Source organism: Pseudoalteromonas sp. SD03 (genome assembly GCF_040937955.1).
Lineage (GTDB): Bacteria > Pseudomonadota > Gammaproteobacteria > Enterobacterales > Alteromonadaceae > Pseudoalteromonas > Pseudoalteromonas tetraodonis.
Map to the genome: position 1 here is coordinate 361,887 of NZ_CP162514.1, position 17,819 is coordinate 379,705.

Consider the following 17,819-nt stretch of genomic DNA (forward strand, 5'->3'; position numbering starts at 1 on the left):
ATGAGTACAGAACTACTGATCAATGTCACGCCAAGTGAAAGTCGCGTTGCCCTAATCGAAAACGGTGTATTACAAGAAATTCAGCTAGAACGTATTGGTAACTTAGGTATCGTGGGTAATATTTACTTAGGTAAAATAAGCCGCGTGTTACCAGGTATGCAAGCCGCTTTTGTTGATATAGGCCTAGAGAAAGCCGCCTTTTTACACGCTTCAGATATCGTTAATAGTGCCTCTATTGTTGAGGGCGTTGACGACGAGCCGATTAAAAAAGTCCAAGATATTCGTGAACTGGTTCGCCAAGGTCAGTACATTATGGTGCAAGTGGTTAAAGACCCTTTGGGTAGCAAAGGGGCACGTTTAACCACTGATATCACGATACCTTCACGGTATTTAGTGTTTATGCCTGATGCGACACATGTTGGGGTGAGTCAGCGTATCGAAACGGAAGAAGAGCGTGCAAGGCTGAAAAAAATTGTAGCCGAATACGGCGATGAAAACGGTAGTTTTATTGTCAGAACAGCTGCTGAAGGCGCAAGTGAAGCGGAGCTGAGACACGATGCAGCTTTTTTAAAAAAGCTCTGGGATAAAATTGTCTCTAGACGCCGAAAAACCAGCAAAGCCAGTATCTTGCATGAAGATCTTACACTTGCCTTTAGAACGTTACGTGATTACGTAGGTGAAGATATGGAGCGCATTCGTGTTGACTCTAAGCTTACCTACCAAGAGCTTAAGCTGTTTACTGAAGAGTTTGTGCCTTTGTTATCACAAGTGCTTGAGTATTACCCAGGTGAGCGCCCCATTTTTGATTTATTTGATGTAGAAAGTGAAATTCAAAAAGCACTGCATCGTAAAGTTACTTTAAAATCGGGTGGTTACTTGATCATAGATCAAACTGAAGCGATGACCACTGTTGATGTAAATACCGGTGCTTTTGTTGGTCACCGTAACCTTGAAGAAACTATTTTTAATACCAATGTTGAAGCAACCTCAGCTATTGCTCGTCAACTAAGGCTGCGCAATTTGGGCGGTATTATTATTATCGACTTTATTGATATGGTAAGCGATGAGCATAAACGCCGTGTAATGCACTCATTAGAATCTGCACTCGATAAAGATCGTGCCAAATCTAATATCAATGGTTTGTCGGCATTAGGCTTAGTTGAAATGACCCGCAAACGTACCCGCGAAAGCCTAGAGCATGTATTGTGTGATGTATGCCCAGCATGTTCAGGGCGTGGCTCACAAAAAACAGTCGAGACAGTCTGCTATGAAATTCTTCGTGAAATAGTACGTGTTAATCGCGCTTACGATGCGGATAAGTTTGTAGTGTATGCTTCGCCTGCAGTATGTGAAGCGCTATTAAATGATGAGTATCATAACCTCGCCGAATTAGAACTATTTATTGGAAAGCAGGTCAATATTCAAACCGAAAGTTTATACAGCCAAGAGCAGTTTGATGTGGTAATGATGTAATGAAATTTAAAGCGGCCTGTTTTTATTGTGTAAGAAAATTATGGCAAATAAGTGCTGTAATTTTAGTACTACTGGCCGTGATTGTTTCTATTTTAAAATACACCTTACCCTACGCGAACGATTATAAAGGAGATATAGAAAGCTACCTTGATGATAAGTTTGATATTAGTTTATCTATAGGTGCTATATCAGCAAGTTGGCAAGGCAGTGGTCCCGCTTTAGTACTCGAAGAATTATCATTTAAAGACAACCAAACAGCCCCTATCTCTTTAACCATAGCTAAAACCAGTTTAGAGCTAAACCTGTGGGAAAGTTTAAAGTCGCTGCAGCTTAAATCAAATTACTTTGTGATCAATGGCTTTCATACCAAGGTTAATGTCGCTAATTTATTTGCTGGTAATCAAGATGAAGTTTCATTTGAGCAAAAAGAACTAATAGAAGGACTGTTTTTAGGCGAAACCGGTCACTTTGCAATAGAAAACTCCAGCATCAGCTTTGTACTAGAAGATAACAAAGAACGTAAACTGTTATTAGAAAACATTGTATGGCAAAACCAAGATAAACAGCATCTTGGTAGCGGTAGCCTAGCGTTACCGGGTATTTCTGTGGGTAATTTTGATGCCCGTATTGCGCTCAAAGGTGAAACCTTAGAGCAAATGGTGGGCGATTTATATGTGCAGGCTAATCAAGTTGATGTGTCAAATTGGTTGGCCCAGTATATAAATACTCAAAAGCAGCAACTGCATAGTGATTTAAACTTACAAGCATGGCTTAGGCTAGAGCAAGGCTTAGTAAGTGACGTAAAAGTACAGTGGTTACCGAGTGCGGTAAATTGGCAACTCAATGATCAAACACAAAAGGTCAGCCTAAGTGAAGGGGGATTTCATTTATACCCTGAGCAAAATAGCTGGCGGTTAAAAAGTACCGGCTTAGCGTTTAGTACCAACGAAATAACGTGGCCTAGCCTCGAATTTGAAGCTTTATTAGGCAAGCAAAATAAAATATGGCTACAGCAACTCGATTTAGCCCTATTAAATGATTTAGCAGAATTAACTAATTTTACTGATTTAACTCCTTTTTTAGTTCGCCAACCCAGTGGTGAAATAAAAAACGCGTATCTAGAGTTTGCCGATGCAAAGCAATGGCAGTTGTGGTTTGAAGCCGATGAAATTAGCTGGCAAGAAAAAAACGCCGTACCCGCCGCTCAATCTTTAAGGATTGATGGATTAGTTAATCAGCAATATGGCCGGATCACTATTTTTGGTGAAAACAGCCACTTAATTACAGGTGCTAGTTTTAGTAATAATATTGACTATAACCAGCTAAACATCGAATTAGATTTAGCTAAGCGTTCAGGCGATTGGCATATTAGCAGTGATAACCTGTGGTTTGATAACAATGAAGTGACCTTAAGCGCGCAGATGCAATTAAGTTTAGGTAAGACGCCTCGCTTAGATTTATATGCCGAAGCATTTGCCCCCGATGCCAGTATTGCCGGTCATTATTTTCCTTTAACATTAATGAGCCCTGAGTTAGTTAGTTATTTAAATGGCGCAATAAAATCAGGTGAAGTAACAAATGCTCAGGTGTTATTTTCTGGTCCATTATCAGGCTTTCCATTTGACAATGGTTCTGGGCAGTTTGATGTTTTAGCGCAAATAGATAATGCTACCTATCAATTCGATCCGGCTTGGCCAGCAGTCACAAATGCCAGTGTAAAGCTGCATTTTGCAAATGAGCGAATGGATATTTATAGCCAGCAAGGCCAACTGGTAAACCTTGACGTTGGCAGTAGTGTACACGTGAGTATTGATGACTTAATGGGCGATGCGCCATTGGTGGTTAGTATTGATAAGCAAGCTGAGCTTGAAAAAATGCACGATTTTTTTGTCGCCACGCCTTTAGCAAATCCATTAGCTGATATTTTTAATGTTGTGCAAGGACAGGGGCTTGCCAGCGCAAATATTGAATTGCTAATCGGTTCACAATTTGAGGGCGGAGCGAGTGTAACTGGTAAGGTTAATTTACTCGACTCACCTCTTTATATTTCTGCTCCCGGTATTTCGCTTGAGCATTTAAAGGGTGAACTTAGCTTTAATAATCAACAAATAAACCTCACCGATGCTACGGCTACATGGCTAGGTATGCCATTAACGATTAACTACACTAGTGACGCAAACGCAGAGGATTATCGCGCTAATATAAATATAAATGCTCAGCTTGATGCGCAAACACTCATAAACCATGGTCAAGGTATTTTAGATGGTTACTTAAGCGGGCAAAGTGACGTTGATATTGCTTTAGAGCTTAATTTTACCGAGCAAGGGTTTAACTATCGTGCCGAAGTTGAATCGCCACTTATTGGCTTAAATAGTTCCTTGCCAGGAGTATATACAAAAAGCAGTGAGCAAATTTGGCCTCTGAGTGCGGTTATTCAAGGTGATGATATCTCTAATCTGATCACTGCAAATATTAATGAGTTATTTTATTTCAATGCCATTCTAGACAATACTCAATCGCAGTTTACCAACGCTCATTTTATCATCGGTGAAAAAGACTTAGGGCTTAACTCACAAAATTTAGCGGTGAGTATTAATTTAGTGCAGAGTGAGTTATTACCTTGGATTGATTTAATTGATCAAATTATTAATGTAGCTAAAGCGCAGCCTGACAGTGCCTCGCCGGGCGTGATGCCGCCTTTACATGAAGTGGTTGCGAATATTAACTCTTTTAACGTGAGTGGCATGCAGTTTAATGATTTTGATATGCGTTTATCGCCCCTAAATAATAATTTGCAATTAAAGCTCAATGCCAAAGAGTTAAGAGCCGAAGTATTTATACCTAGCGGGCAATCAAGTCAGCCGATTCGAATTAATAGCGATTATTTAAGGCTTAATTTTTTAGATACAGAATCAGAGCAACCGAGCGAAAAATCAACCCCTGAACAACTTGCATGGCTTACAAAATTACCGGCTATTGAATTTGAATGTGCCGATTGTAAAGTAAGTCATTATCAACTTGATAAGGTAAGCGCCTCATTGTTAGGCGATGGTAAAAAGTTGCTTATTTCTGAGCTAGTGGTTGATAAGGGCGACCATATATTACGGACTAAAGGGCAATGGCAGAATGGCCTAACGGCGATGAGCGGTGAACTTAAAAGTGATGATATTGGCGCCTTATTTAATGAGTTTGATATTACCACCACTATTAAAGATTCAAACGCCAATCTAAATTATCAGCTAAATTGGCAAGCGGCACCTTATGATTTAGACATTGCCAGTTTAGATGGCGAAATTAGCTGGGATTTAGGCGAAGGTCATTTAACTGAAATCAGTGATGGAGGTGCACGCGTATTCTCATTACTGAGCCTTGATTCATTAGTGCGTAAGCTAAAGCTTGATTTTAGAGATGTATTTTCTAAAGGTTTTTTTTATAACAGCATGCAAGGCACCATGCAGATAGATAAAGGCATTGCCTATACCCAAGATACTAAAATGGATGGGGTACCTGCCGATCTCTCTATAAAAGGGTATGCAAATTTAAATACTCTCGAAATTGACTACGACTTAGCCGTGGCACCACAAGTAACCTCGAGCATTCCGGTGATTGTGGCTTGGATGGTTAATCCAGTAACGGGGCTTGCAGCTTTAGCAATTGATAAAGTGATTCATTCTGCCCGAGTGATCTCAGAGATCAACTTTAAAGTAACAGGCAAAATGAACGATCCTCAGGTACAAGAGTTAGATCGTAAGAGTCGAGAGGTGACTTTACCGCAAGCAGCACAAAACCAGCCACAAGCATCCTCAGAGTTAAAACTTAAAGATGCCGAGGTTAGCGCCACACAATGAATAAACAACACATAAACTCATCTCTTGCGATTATCGCATTGCAAATGTGCTCTGGCTTAAACCCTGATGATAACATTGCACTTTTAAAACAAGCATTAGCTGCTCTGCCAAACACGCGACCTTTGTTAGTATGTTTACCTGAAGCGTTTTTAGTGTTTAGTAAACACGCTGGTGATACGTTGTTAGTGTCTCAACGTATTGAACAATATAAACAGCAAATCAGTGAATTGTGCCGTAAACACAACATTTGGTTAAACGCTGGCACGTTACCAGAGCCCTATAACCAGCATAAGTATTACGCCGCCTCTCATTTATTTAATAATCAAGGCAATATTGTTGCAAGCTATAACAAAATACACTTGTTTGATGTTGAGGTAGATGACCAGACCGGCAGCTACCGAGAATCCGATTTTACTCAAGCCGGCGATGAGGTTGTGGTCGTTGATTCGCCCTTTGGTAAAATTGGTTTAACAGTGTGTTATGATTTGCGTTTTGCTGGTTTATTTAATGCCTTAGTTCGCAAAGGCGCCGAAATTATATTAGTACCCAGTGCGTTTACTGTTCCAACAGGTAAAGCGCATTGGCAGCCGCTACTTGCAGCGCGAGCTATAGAAACGCAATGTTATGTTATTGCTGCAGCGCAATATGGAACGCATGAAAACGGTAGGCAAACTTATGGTCACAGCCTCATGTTATCGCCTTGGGGTGAAGCATTAAGTGAAAAATCAACAGGGCTTGGTTTTATTAGTTGCACCGTAGATTTAAACCAGTTACACAAAATTAGACGAGATATGCCGCTGCAATCTCACCAACGATTTAGAGAGCCATTATTATGAATTCGGTTGAACAGCATTTATTACACGACAGCCAGCTAAATCGAGAAGAACTCGAAAAAACATTAGCTTATATTCACCAGCACAAAGTTGATTATGCCGACCTTTATTTTCAATCGAGTCATCATGAGTCTTGGGTATTAGAAGACGGCTTAGTGAAAGAAGGCTCTTATAACGTTGAGCGTGGCGTGGGGGTGCGGGCTGTAAGCGGTGAAAAAACCGGTTTCTCGTATTCAGACGCAATCAATCTTGAAGCGTTAAACAAAGCAGCCACGGCAGCACGAAGTATTGCCGATGCCGGTGAAGATAAAGCGGTTAAAGTATTTAGTGACGTGGCTGCAAAGCAGCAGTTTGCACCGCATCAACCAATTTCTAGTATGAGCGATACCGATAAAGTTAATTTGTTACGTGAGCTTGAAAATTATATTCGCGAATTAGCCCCTGATGCTGAGCAAGTTATTAGCTCAATGTCTGCGGTATACGAAGAAGTATTAATTGCAGCCAGCGATGGCACCTTTGCTACCGATATTCGCCCACTGATCCGTTTAAACTGCTCTGTATTACTTGAAAAAAATGGTCGTCGTGAACGTGGCGGTGCTGGTGGCGGCGCCCGCCTAGATTATGGTTACTTTAAAGAGCTTGTTGATGGCAAGCCGCGTTGGATGGGTTTTGCAGAAGAAGCCGTTCGTCAAGCTAAAGTAAACTTAGAAGCTATTGATGCCCCAGCGGGTACTATGGAAGTGGTATTAGGTAATGGCTGGCCAGGCGTGTTGTTGCACGAGGCCGTAGGTCATGGCCTAGAGGGAGACTTTAACCGTAAAGGCGCGTCTGCGTTTAGCGGTAAAGTAGGTCAAAAAGTTGCTTCAGAGCTATGTACTGTGGTTGATGATGGTACTATGGCTGATCGTCGTGGTTCACTTAATGTAGATGATGAAGGTACGCCTGCAGCCTATAACGTACTTATCGAAAACGGTATTTTAAAAGGCTATATGCAAGATAAAATGAACGCGCGTTTAATGGGGGTAAACCCAACAGGTAATGCTCGTCGTGAATCATACGCGCATTTACCTATGCCACGTATGACCAACACTTACATGTTAGGCGGTGAGCATAGCCAAGCTGATATTATCAGCACGGTTAAAAAAGGCGTGTTTGCTCCCAATTTTGGTGGCGGCCAAGTGGATATCACCTCGGGTAAGTTTGTATTTAGTGCCTCAGAAGCTTACTTGATTGAAAATGGTAAAATTACTCAGCCAATTAAAGGGGCAACATTAATTGGTAATGGTCCTGAGGTTATGCAACAAATCTCTATGGTAGGTAATGATTTAGCGCTTGATAAAGGCGTCGGTGTTTGTGGTAAAGACGGTCAAAGTGTACCAGTAGGCGTTGGCCAACCAAGCCTGAAAATAGATAACCTAACAGTGGGTGGCACGGCTTAATTTTATTACTGCCAAATACAATAAATAAAACCTTAGAAGTGCATGCTTTCAAGGTTTTTTTATTCTAAATTTCAGCTATTACTAGAATAGCTTGTTACATTTTTATTATTCACTTTACCTTTATCTCGCCCTAGAATAGGTACTTAGTTGAGTTTGGCTATCTTAGGAAAAATAATGTCTAGTCGTTACTTGTTTTTACTGTTTTTCATATTGCTATCAGGATGCTCTTCTTTGTCTCAGGATGAATGTATACAGGCCAATTGGACAAATTTAGGCTTTAGTCATGGTGAGCAAGGGTATACATTTGAACATGGCAGAGAAATCATATCTGCTTGTAGTGAATTTGGCATCACTGCAAAATTAGATGATTATCAAGCTGGTTACAAACAGGGGCTCGCAGCCTTTTGTGAGCCTGAAAATGGCTTTACCCTAGGTTTACGAGGCGATGCGTATAACGGGATTTGTAATGACACACAGTTTAGAAAAGCATGGCAAGAAGGTAATGAGCGTTATCAATTTGAAGCAAGGAAAGCCGAGATAGATGATCGACTTAATAATATTAATTGGCGGCTGCAATCTATTAGTGATGAATTAACGAGTGATAAACCGTCAAGTAGCCAAAGTAAAGAGTTACGCCGAGAGCGAGAACAGTTGGAGAGAGAGCGTCGTGATTTAAGAAAAGAAAAAGCACTTCTGCCATTACTCAACAAGCTTCCATCATGGCATTTTGAGTACGAACTATAATTTATAACGTGTTCTTTTAAGGTGATTAATATGAAAGTAATGTCAATTTTAATAACATTTCTGATCCTCAGTGGGTGTGCGTCAAAAGAAATGCCAGAGGGTTATGGAGATGAAGTATTTGCAGAGCATGAGTGCTTAGGTGGTGAAGTTGAAACAGACTATAGCTACACAATTTTTAGTTCTGACGAAGATGAAAGCAATAAGAGCACGGTGAAGTCGACTTGTCATCCAGTGAAAACGCAGTCTGAACTTGAACGAGATATAAGAACGGGTGGTTGATAGAACAAAATAAAAACCCACTATAGAGTGGGCTCTGTATTTTAAGAATTAAAGCTCAAAAGGAGCAACACCGACAGCTTGCATTGTGTAACCTACTTGGGCGATTTCGCCAGACCAAGTTTGCGTTTTAATAATACCCGTTACAACAATCGCATCGTATAAGCTATCGATAGGGACACCGCCTTTAATGGTCACATGAACCAGCTGATTTGGCGGCGGCGGGGGCACATGAATACAGGCACCAAAGTAAGGGACTAATAAAAACTCGGTGATAAGTTCGCTATCGCCTTCAAGAGGTACAACAAAACCAGGTAAGCTAACAGACTGCCCATCAAGTGCTTTAACAACTGGCGCGTCTAAATCAGGTTGTACCCAGTTTTGTTCACTGCCTTCGTGATTAGCTTGTGCTTGAGTATCTATTTGTACATGGCCCTCGGGTATGAGGTCTTCCCAAAAAATTTCCTTGGGTGGATTTGCAACGCTAGCAAAGCTAATTAGCACTGCGCTTAATAGCATTAAAGAGTGTGTAGTTACTTTAAACAATGTCATGATCATCCTAAAGTTTATATTTTTATACTCATACCATCACTGAGAGAATAAAAGTAAGCGCGTGTTGCGGGGATCAAACCAATAATGAATCCCGCAGCCATAATAACGCCAATCAAAGTGAGTTCATAGTCAGAGAGCATACTGATATTAATGCTAACCCCTGCTTGGCTTTGCAAGTAACCCGCCGTAGTGCCCATAAGTGCATAAAATAAAATACACCCTATCAAACAGCCTAAAAAGGTGGTGAGCAGTGATTCCATACTGATCAGCGAAAATAACTGCCAAGGGCGAGCACCCACAGAGCGTAATATTGCCAATTCTCTGCGGCGTTGATTAAGGTTAGCAAGTAGTGTGGTTAACATACCGAGCAAGCTAATAATGACCACCACAAATGAAAATAACAGCAGTATTTTTTCTATTATTGCCAGCATTTCCCAAAGCTCTTTTAAAGTGACTGTGGGCATAATCGCTAATAGAGGCTCTTGTTTATATTGGTTAATGTTGCGCCTAATTTGTAGCGTATAAAGCGGTGAGTCGAAGCCCATTAAAAAGGCGGTAATTTGTTTTGGGTGCCCAATTAATGCATGGCTCGAGTGATCATGATGATCGTCATGATCATGATGGCCGCCACCATGGATCAGCTCAATTGCCGCCAGTGGCACATGCAAGGTTTTATCCACTGGGGTACCGGTAGGCTTTAAGATACCGACCACTTTAAAAGGGTTATCATCATGATGATGAAAGCTAGTATTGCCCATACCATGAGAAATAACGATTTCATCGCCAATTTGATAAGCTAATTTTTTTGCAACCTCACTACCTATAACAACTTCATTGATGCTAGAAAAAGCCTGTCCTTGTTCAAATACTAAGGGCTGTTTTTTGGCAAATCGGTAGTGCTTAAAATAATCGAGTGTGGTGCCTAAGACTGCTTGGCCTTTGTGGCTATCTCCAAGGCTGATAGGAATGCTCCACTTAACCCCGCGCTGTTTTGTTATGTATTGATAGCTTTGCCAACTCACCCCATTGTTGGTATGGCCAATCCTAAACACCGAGGAGAGTAGTAATTGAATATCGCCAGTACGTGCGCCAACAATTAAATCGGTACCCGAAATGGTATTACTAAAACTACTTTTGGCATCCACGCGAACGCGCTCAATACTGAGTAATAACATGACGCTAATCGCGATAGTGAGCAATGTGAGTAATACGCTGGCACGTCTATTGAGCAAACTTTTATAGGCGAGTTTAAATAAAATCATACATCACCTTGTAAATTTACTAAGTCGATTGTGCGGCTGAAGAGTGGCTTTAGTGTTTCATCGTGGCTGACAAAAACAAGGGTGCTGTTACTTTTTTTTGCTTGTTCAAATAGCAGCTTGATAAAGCTTTCACGATTTTGTGTATCAAGCGCCGAAGTGGGCTCATCGGCAATGATAAGTTCAGGGCTGCCTATAAATGCCCGCGCTGCAGCAACTCGCTGTTGTTGCCCAATACTCAAAGTGGCAACATTTTGATTATGAAAGTGCGCCTCTAACCCCAGTGCATTGAGTAATCTGGCTGCTTCACTCTCTAAATTATCGGCTTGGCTGAGCACGTGTTGCTGACGTTTTTTTGAAAATTGGCACCCTAAACACACGTTTTCTAATGGGGTTAAATAAGGTAGTAAATTAAAGTTTTGGAAAATATAGCCAACATGATCAGCTCTAAATGCATCGCGCTGTGCGTTGGTGAGCGCACTGAGGTTTTGGTTTAAAACACAAAGTTGGCCGCTAGTGGTAACATTAATGCCTGCCAGTAACGCCAGTAAGGTAGATTTACCACTGCCGCTTGGACCATGTAAAAAAACATGTTCCCCGGCATTAATCGTAAGCTGCTTAATAGCGAGAGTCGGGGGGACTGCGCTTTTTTGCCATTTGAAAGAGACATTCTCAAGGTTGATCATAACGGCTTACCAACTCCAATAGTTAAGTCTTTTGCGCATTTTAAATTGTCTAATAAAATTAAGCGGTTTAGCTTTGAGCTTTTCATCACTATGCAATAGTTCATTGGTTGCGCAAAGTACTCGTTGGCTTGACTTACCATCTGTGTATGGGTGTAACTCTTGGCAAAAAGCTTCAATATTATCTACAAGTTCTTTTGGGTAAGTTAGTGCGTAGTCTATTGCGGCTTCAACGTTATTTTTATCCGTAATATCAAGTAAGTGTTTTTCAGGTGCTTTATTGCAAAACGTTACAACCGGTTTTCGTTGTACCAAAAACATCAGTAATATGGATGAAGTGTCGCACAGCATTACATCAGCAGATTGTAATAAAGGAATAACATTGTCTGTTTCAACAAAGGTTAGATTGTCATTACTCAACGCTTTGTATTTATCAACCCACTTTTGTGCCATTTTAGGATGAAACTGAACTAAGAGTCGCCATTTACCGCTTTCACTAAAGTGTTTTATTTGTTCATAAAGTTTAGGTGCAAGAGATAAGCGTTTTGAGAATGTAGAGCAGATCAATACTGTTGGGCGAGAGTCTGTTTCATCAATGTGGCTAGGCTTTGAGTTACCGTTAAAAAATTGATCTAGGGGAGGCCAACCTGTTTCTACTACCTTAAAATAACCCAATTTTTTTTGTAACGCCGTAAATGGAGCCGTTGTATTTGGGCCTTGTGTACAATATAAATCAAAGCAGCCCCGCACTTTAAAGTGATCGTTTTGGCCTTTTTTATTTAGCTTTCCAGCATCAAAGCCGTGAAAAACAGCCACTTTCTTTCCGGGAAAAAATGTAGGGATAGAGTTCGCTGGTGCAAAGGTTGCGTCAGGCGCCCATTGATTTATTTCGTGGATGGAGCTTAGCGTTTTTTCATCACTTTTTAGAAAGTCAGGATTAACATTATCGCCTTCTAAAAACCATTTAACTTCCCCTCCTTGAGCTAATATTTCTGCTTGCAAAGGTCTTAAAATAGCGTAGGAATAATTTTGAGAAATATACATTAAATATTTCTTATTCTTAGTGGCAGTTAAATAGTTCAAGCTAGCTCCTTAGGGCAAGTAATCATGCAAGTTTACCCCAATGCGCCAGCTAGATAAATATACTGAGGTGATTTGTTTTTAGCCTAAGATTGAGCTTTGTGGTTGGCTAGATTATTATAGAGCGCCTAACCCCAATTCCATACTTTGCTCTTTGAGCATGCCAAACCCCGGAGATAGCATGACTAGCTATAAAGTTTTAGACGTAAACGATGACTTACCCATTCGTACCAAAGGTAAAGTACACAGTGGTAAAGTGCGTTCAGTTTATTGGTTAACCGATGCAGATAGCAAACGCTTAATAAATGAAAAAGGCTATAACGTTCCTGCCGATACTGAATTAGCCATTATGGTTATTTCAGACAGAATTTCTGCTTTTGATTGCATATGGCAAGGTGAAAATGGCCTAAATGGCGTTCCTGGTAAAGGGATTGCATTAAACTCAGTGGCTGCTCATTGGTTTAACATGTTTAATGAAGCCGGTTTGGCGGGTAATCATATTGTTGATATTCCTCATCCCTACGTATGGATTGTTCGTAAAGCCAGTACAGTTAAAGTTGAAGCGATTGCTCGTCAATATATTACCGGCAGTATGTGGCGCGACTACGCCAAAGGCGAAAGACACTTTTGTGGTTTGCAGCTTCCCGAAGGCTTAAAAGCGAATCAAAAGCTTGAGCAAGTACTTATAACTCCCTCTACTAAGGGTATTATAGAAGGGGTTGCTGATATTCCTGCCGTTGATGATGTAAACATCACTCGTGAAAATATTACAAACAACTTAGATGTTTTCAATTTTAAATCGGCTGACGATGTCACCAAATACGAAAAATTATTGGTTGAAGGGTTCGAGCTAATTAGTAATGAGTTAGCTAAGCTCGGGCAAATTTTCGTCGATACTAAATTTGAATTTGGTTACGTAGAAGATTTAAATGGTGCGCAGCAACTTATTTATATTGATGAAGTAGGGACACCAGATTCATCGCGTATTTGGGATGAAGTATCTTATAAGAATGGCAAAATTGTTGAAAACTCAAAGGAAGGCTTCCGTCAGCTGTTAATTAATAACGTACCAGAGAGTGATGTGTTATTAAATAAAGACCGTATGGCTGAGCGTGAGCAGCTAGCAAAAGATTATATTTTATCTGAGTCAGTAATGCTTGAAGTGTCTGACACTTATGTGGGTATCGCTAGCAAAATTATCGGTAAAGAGATCGTTATACCCAATGATCCGCGCCAAGAAGTGATTGCAATTTTAGATACTGACTACGGGTTAATCGTTAATTAGCGAAGTAAGTAGACAGGCATAGCAATGCTCATTTTTACTAGTAAAAAAGTATTTATTTTAACTAACTGAGCTATAATTCTTGCAATTAGTGCTCGTCTCTAATTAACTTAACCTATAGTGAATATTTAGGTGTGATTATGTTAGAGCGGGCAATGCAAGTTATTGCAAAACGTCGTTATTTATTAGTACTGGGTGCATTGTTTAGTGTGTCGGCCTTTGGCAATACTATTAATTTGGTTATTAAAGATCAGCATGACCAAGTATTGCCTAATGCTGTCGTAGAAATAAATCATTTACCTTCTTCAAAAACTACGGGCAATTTACCCACGGCGGTAATGGATCAAGTTGATAAACAGTTTTCTCCAGAGTTGCTTATTGTGCACCAAGGTCAGTACGTCGACTTTCCAAATAGCGATAATATTCGCCACCATGTTTATTCTTTTTCAAAAGCTAAACCTTTTCAATTAAAGCTCTATTCTGGCCAGCCAGAAGAACCTATTAAGTTTGATAATCAAGGTGTTGTTGTTCTAGGCTGCAATATTCATGACTCCATGGTGGGCTATATATATGTCGCTAACAGTAGTCATGTGTATACCAGTAACGAGCAAGGCCAGATAAAGCTGCAAGTAGACACTTTTCCTGTGCAAGCCAGTGTTTGGCATTCACTGCAAACAGCTCCCTTGGATAATAAAAAAATGTTTGATATAAAATCAACCAGCCCGGTATCAATCACTATAAATACGTCTACGCCTGCACCACGTAACACCTTTGGCAGTCAATTTAGGGAAGGTAATGGGCAATAATTTACGTAGCCGTATAACAACGCTATGCGTTGGCTTGGTGTTACTTACAACTTTACTCAGCTTAGTGAGTTTTTGGTGGTCTACGAGTAAGTTTCAGGCAGAAAAAGTACAGCAAAATATAACGGTTGCGCAAAGCGTTTATAAGCAATATTTAAAATCAAAAGAGAGCTTGCTATTAACTGCTGCAAAGGTGTTAACCGCTGATTTTGGTTTTAAGCAGGCAGTTGCTACTCGCGATGCAGCCACCATTAGTAGTGTATTATACAATCATAGCCAACGGATCAATGCCGATTTAATGCTGTTGCTCGATTTATCGGGGCGGTTAGTGTCTGCTAATGTGAATGCACAAAATTTTGCAGATAACCTACAGCCCTTGATGGATGAATTATTAAATAATTCTGAACAATCGAGCTTTGTAGTATTAAATAATCAGCTCTATCAAGTAATATTATTGCCAGTTAAAACCCCCAGGACTATCGCTTACAGTTTAGTCGGGTTCAAAATCACATCGGCTGTGACTACTGAGCTGAAAAGCTTAACCGGTATGGAGGTTAGCTTTGTTGCGCAATTAGATAGTTTTGCAGCAAGCTCGTTTGCACCTCAACCTGAAAAATTTCAACCTATAGAATACTTTGAAAATAAAACTACAGCTCGTTTTTTTGCTGAATATTTGGCCTATGAAAATCAACAAATAGCTTTACCATCTTTGCAATCACACCCGGTCACCTTACTACTAAGTGCTGATTTAACCTCAAGTTATCGAGATATTGAGCAACTATTGCTAACGCTAGTTACATTGGCCGTGTTAACCATGTTATTTGGTGTGATCACCAGTAGTTTGCTTGCCAATAACTTAACCAGCGGACTTACACAGTTAGCGGTTATCGCAAGGCAATTTGCCAAAGGTGACTACCGTTTTAAATTTGAAGGTAAAAAACAAAGCAGCGAAATAGCAACGCTAGTCAGCGCCTTTAATAACATGGGTAATGATATTAATAAGCGTGAGCAGCAAATCAGTTTTCAAGCACATCACGATAACTTAACAGGGTTTTATAACCGTTCAGCTATGTTAGATTTATTGGCAAAGCAGCTCACTAAAGATAGATGCTACACGCTTGTTGCTATTGATATAAAAGGCTTAAGACACATAAACGACAAGCTTGGTCCGCAAGTAGGAGATGAGTGTTTAATTGCGGTGGCAAACCGTATTCGTCAATTTTCTGATGAGCTTGGTGGATTTCATGCACGAATTGGCGGTGATGAGTTTTTAACGGTTTACCCCAGTGTGGAGGCTGACCAAGTAAAATGTGCTGTAGCCGATTTGATTGAGCAATTACAGGCACCTTATCAGATTAAAAGCTTAAAAATAAGTTTGCGTTTTAACGCTGGGATTGTGCAGTACCCTGGACAAGGCGTTAAAGCGGACGATTTAATGCGGCGTGTACTCATTGCTGTTGATGCGGCTACAACAAGCCAACAAAGCTTACATTACTACCAAGATGGTGAAGATGAGGCGCACTTAGACCGTTTAATCATGCTTGATGAGCTCAAACAAGCGATTGATGATGATAACGGGCAACTGTTTATGACTTATCAGCCTAAGTTGAATATTAAAAGTAAGAAAATTGATAAGGTTGAGTCACTTATTCGTTGGCAACGTGATGATGGGAGCTGGGTTTCGCCTGAAGTGTTCATTGATTTAGCTGAGCAGTCAGGATTAATAGTAGAGCTGACCGCTTGGGTTGTCGAGACTGTGATTGCACAAATAGCCGATTGGTCAAAAAAGGATATTCATTTACAAGCCGCTATTAATGTTTCTGCCCAAGATATTGCTCATTCAGGTTTTCACGCTTCGTTGGTAGCCACCTTAAATAAATACCAAGTAAACCCAAGCTCTGTCACTATTGAACTGACGGAGCGCGATATGATTGAAAATGAAGCCCAAGGTATTAAAGCGTTAGAAGATTTAAAAACTATTGGCGTTAAAATCTCATTAGACGATTACGGTGTCGGGCAAACATCACTAGGACGGTTAAAAATGTTACCTATTGATGAGCTTAAGTTAGATAAATGCTTTATTTTAACCCTGCACGAATCACAAAAAGATCAATACATAGTGCGCTCTTCAATCACACTGGGTCACCAATTGGGGTTTTCTGTTGTGGCTGAAGGGGTAGAAACCGCTGAGTCTTTATCAATGCTTCACGAAATGCAATGCGATCATGCGCAAGGTTATTATTTAAGTCGTCCTTTAAAAGCACAACAATTAGAACAATGGTTAGAGGAATATCAGGGTGTACATTAAATTTTTACTGAGCATGACACTCTTACTTTGCAGTACGCTAACTGTAGCTGCAACGGGAAAGCTATTAGCAACACCGGGCGTGTCTCAAGTTGAAGGTAGTGCAGGAGGAGGGTTAGTTCCTTGGGCGCAGCTAGCAGGTTATGCTAGTGAGGACGAATGGGCTGTTAATGGCTTTTGTAGTCGTGCTGATGTAACAGATTACCGCCTAGATGCCTGTGGTGTGCAGCTTAACCTATTTAATCGTGTTGAACTGAGTTATGCAGTGCAGCAGTTTGATGTGCCTGCGCTCAATACAGAAATAGAGCAGTCAATTTCTGGGGCAAAAATTCGTTTATATGGTGATATAGTATACAGTAAGTGGCCCCAGCTAAGCATGGGTGTACAGCATAAATCACTGGATGATGGCACAGTTGCAAAGTTGGTTGGCGCAAAAAATACCAGTGGTACAGATGTGTACCTAGCAGCCAGTAAATTACATTTGGGCGCACTTGCTGGATACAACTGGTTTTGGAATGTGACCACCCGTTACAGTAAAGCCAATCAGTTAGGGCTTTTAGGATATGGAGGGGCTAATGAAGGTAGCCATATTTTACTAGAAGCAAGTAGTGCGGTGTTTGTAAGTCGTGAACTTGCTATTGGCATTGAGTATCGACAAAAAGCCAATAACCTAGGTTTAGGCGAACAAGATTGGCGCGATTTATTTATAGCGTGGATGCCTAATAAACATGTCAGTGTAACGGCGGCCTATTTAGACTTAGGGCGGATTGCTGGTGTTGATAAACAAACCGGCTGGTATTTATCCGTAACGGGGTATTGGTAATGAAAATTAGAGTATTTATTTTTTGTTGTTTAAACTTACTTGCAGGGTGTACAACCCAACCCAACACCTCTTTGTATCACCAGCTTGGCGAACAAGCTGGGCTTGAGAAACTAACTGATAGTTTTATTACACAAATAGGTAATGACAAACAAGTGTTTCATTACTTTGAGCACAGTAATATCAGTCATTTTCGACAAGGGTTTATTAGCCATTTATGTTCGCTGGTGGAGGGCCCTTGTGAATATAAAGGTGACTCTATGGTTGCTATTCATACTGGCATGAATATTAACGAAAAAGACTTCAATCACGTTGTCGATTTATTAATAAATGCAATGAACGAGCAAAATATCCCACATACAGTGCAAAATAAAATTTTAGCTAAAATGGCGCCATTGCGTGGCGAAATTATTAAGATTTAA

15 protein-coding genes are annotated in these 17,819 nt (G+C 40.4%); 11 read left to right on the forward strand and 4 right to left on the reverse strand.

Annotated features, from left to right (window positions below; translation table 11 throughout):
* From rng to ABZP26_RS01655, 6 genes are all read left to right on the forward strand, one after another.
* Nucleotides 1-1,473: a ribonuclease G gene (gene rng, locus ABZP26_RS01630; protein WP_013463925.1), complete on the forward strand. Its 1,473-nt coding sequence runs from the start codon at nt 1-3 to the stop codon at nt 1,471-1,473.
* Nucleotides 1,473-5,321 (forward strand): YhdP family protein, encoded by a 3,849-nt coding sequence (locus tag ABZP26_RS01635; RefSeq protein ID WP_368485273.1) that lies wholly within the window; start codon nt 1,473-1,475, stop codon nt 5,319-5,321. Before rng ends, ABZP26_RS01635 begins: the two co-directional genes overlap by 1 nt.
* On the forward strand, nt 5,318-6,157 hold the full coding sequence (locus ABZP26_RS01640; RefSeq protein ID WP_368485274.1) for a carbon-nitrogen hydrolase family protein: 840 nt from the start codon (nt 5,318-5,320) through the stop codon (nt 6,155-6,157). Before ABZP26_RS01635 ends, ABZP26_RS01640 begins: the two co-directional genes overlap by 4 nt.
* Nucleotides 6,154-7,593 carry a metalloprotease TldD gene (gene tldD / locus ABZP26_RS01645; protein ID WP_013463928.1) on the forward strand — a complete coding sequence of 480 codons (1,440 nt, stop codon included), beginning with the start codon at nt 6,154-6,156 and terminating at the stop codon, nt 7,591-7,593. Before ABZP26_RS01640 ends, tldD begins: the two co-directional genes overlap by 4 nt.
* 174 nt (nt 7,594-7,767) lie before the next feature.
* Nucleotides 7,768-8,337 carry a DUF2799 domain-containing protein gene (locus ABZP26_RS01650; RefSeq protein WP_081844594.1) on the forward strand — a complete coding sequence of 190 codons (570 nt, stop codon included), beginning with the start codon at nt 7,768-7,770 and terminating at the stop codon, nt 8,335-8,337.
* A 30-nt stretch (nt 8,338-8,367) separates the two neighbouring features.
* Entirely contained in the window at nt 8,368-8,616 is a 249-nt protein-coding gene (locus tag ABZP26_RS01655) for a hypothetical protein (protein ID WP_231485782.1), read from the forward strand.
* A 48-nt stretch (nt 8,617-8,664) separates the two neighbouring features.
* On the opposite strand, the gene ABZP26_RS01660 is transcribed toward ABZP26_RS01655, so the two are convergent.
* Genes ABZP26_RS01660 through ABZP26_RS01675 form a run of 4 tightly spaced genes read right to left on the reverse strand, consistent with a single transcriptional unit; the run spans nt 8,665 to nt 12,151 of the window.
* Nucleotides 8,665-9,165: a DUF3299 domain-containing protein gene (locus ABZP26_RS01660; RefSeq protein WP_138764592.1), complete on the reverse strand. Its 501-nt coding sequence runs from the start codon at nt 9,163-9,165 to the stop codon at nt 8,665-8,667.
* A gap of 14 nt (nt 9,166-9,179) precedes the next feature.
* On the reverse strand, nt 9,180-10,427 hold the full coding sequence (locus ABZP26_RS01665) for an ABC transporter permease (protein WP_036955792.1): 1,248 nt from the start codon (nt 10,425-10,427) through the stop codon (nt 9,180-9,182).
* Nucleotides 10,424-11,110, reverse strand: a complete 687-nt coding sequence (locus ABZP26_RS01670) for an ABC transporter ATP-binding protein (RefSeq protein WP_138764593.1) — start codon at nt 11,108-11,110, stop codon at nt 10,424-10,426. The genes ABZP26_RS01665 and ABZP26_RS01670 overlap by 4 nt, the downstream gene beginning before the upstream one ends.
* A 6-nt stretch (nt 11,111-11,116) precedes the next feature.
* Nucleotides 11,117-12,151: a CDP-glycerol glycerophosphotransferase family protein gene (locus ABZP26_RS01675; protein WP_368485605.1), complete on the reverse strand. Its 1,035-nt coding sequence runs from the start codon at nt 12,149-12,151 to the stop codon at nt 11,117-11,119.
* A 217-nt stretch (nt 12,152-12,368) separates the two neighbouring features.
* Between ABZP26_RS01675 and ABZP26_RS01680 the strand changes: the two genes are divergently transcribed.
* The 5 genes from ABZP26_RS01680 to ABZP26_RS01700 all read left to right on the forward strand — a co-directional run bounded on the left by ABZP26_RS01680 (nt 12,369) and on the right by ABZP26_RS01700 (nt 17,819).
* Nucleotides 12,369-13,472 carry a phosphoribosylaminoimidazolesuccinocarboxamide synthase gene (locus ABZP26_RS01680; RefSeq protein ID WP_138764594.1) on the forward strand — a complete coding sequence of 368 codons (1,104 nt, stop codon included), beginning with the start codon at nt 12,369-12,371 and terminating at the stop codon, nt 13,470-13,472.
* A gap of 137 nt (nt 13,473-13,609) precedes the next feature.
* Nucleotides 13,610-14,275 carry a methylamine utilization protein gene (locus ABZP26_RS01685; RefSeq protein WP_368485275.1) on the forward strand — a complete coding sequence of 222 codons (666 nt, stop codon included), beginning with the start codon at nt 13,610-13,612 and terminating at the stop codon, nt 14,273-14,275.
* Nucleotides 14,265-16,580 (forward strand): EAL domain-containing protein, encoded by a 2,316-nt coding sequence (locus tag ABZP26_RS01690; protein WP_368485276.1) that lies wholly within the window; start codon nt 14,265-14,267, stop codon nt 16,578-16,580. Before ABZP26_RS01685 ends, ABZP26_RS01690 begins: the two co-directional genes overlap by 11 nt.
* Nucleotides 16,570-17,400, forward strand: a complete 831-nt coding sequence (locus tag ABZP26_RS01695; RefSeq protein ID WP_368485277.1) for a DUF3034 family protein — start codon at nt 16,570-16,572, stop codon at nt 17,398-17,400. The genes ABZP26_RS01690 and ABZP26_RS01695 overlap by 11 nt, the downstream gene beginning before the upstream one ends.
* Entirely contained in the window at nt 17,400-17,819 is a 420-nt protein-coding gene (locus tag ABZP26_RS01700) for a group 1 truncated hemoglobin (RefSeq protein ID WP_368485278.1), read from the forward strand. The genes ABZP26_RS01695 and ABZP26_RS01700 overlap by 1 nt, the downstream gene beginning before the upstream one ends.

Coding starts and splice junctions, on each gene's coding strand:
- ABZP26_RS01655 (WP_231485782.1), top strand. CDS start 8,368: ATGAAAGTAATGTCAATTTTAATAACATTTCTGATCCTCAGTGGGTGT.
- ABZP26_RS01700 (WP_368485278.1), top strand. CDS start 17,400: ATGAAAATTAGAGTATTTATTTTTTGTTGTTTAAACTTACTTGCAGGG.
- ABZP26_RS01675 (WP_368485605.1), bottom strand. CDS start 12,151: ATGTATATTTCTCAAAATTATTCCTACGCTATTTTAAGACCTTTGCAA.
- ABZP26_RS01665 (WP_036955792.1), bottom strand. CDS start 10,427: ATGATTTTATTTAAACTCGCCTATAAAAGTTTGCTCAATAGACGTGCC.
- rng (WP_013463925.1), top strand. CDS start 1: ATGAGTACAGAACTACTGATCAATGTCACGCCAAGTGAAAGTCGCGTT.
- ABZP26_RS01685 (WP_368485275.1), top strand. CDS start 13,610: ATGTTAGAGCGGGCAATGCAAGTTATTGCAAAACGTCGTTATTTATTA.
- ABZP26_RS01640 (WP_368485274.1), top strand. CDS start 5,318: ATGAATAAACAACACATAAACTCATCTCTTGCGATTATCGCATTGCAA.
- ABZP26_RS01660 (WP_138764592.1), bottom strand. CDS start 9,165: ATGACATTGTTTAAAGTAACTACACACTCTTTAATGCTATTAAGCGCA.
- ABZP26_RS01680 (WP_138764594.1), top strand. CDS start 12,369: ATGACTAGCTATAAAGTTTTAGACGTAAACGATGACTTACCCATTCGT.
- ABZP26_RS01670 (WP_138764593.1), bottom strand. CDS start 11,110: ATGATCAACCTTGAGAATGTCTCTTTCAAATGGCAAAAAAGCGCAGTC.
- ABZP26_RS01635 (WP_368485273.1), top strand. CDS start 1,473: ATGAAATTTAAAGCGGCCTGTTTTTATTGTGTAAGAAAATTATGGCAA.
- tldD (WP_013463928.1), top strand. CDS start 6,154: ATGAATTCGGTTGAACAGCATTTATTACACGACAGCCAGCTAAATCGA.
- ABZP26_RS01690 (WP_368485276.1), top strand. CDS start 14,265: ATGGGCAATAATTTACGTAGCCGTATAACAACGCTATGCGTTGGCTTG.
- ABZP26_RS01650 (WP_081844594.1), top strand. CDS start 7,768: ATGTCTAGTCGTTACTTGTTTTTACTGTTTTTCATATTGCTATCAGGA.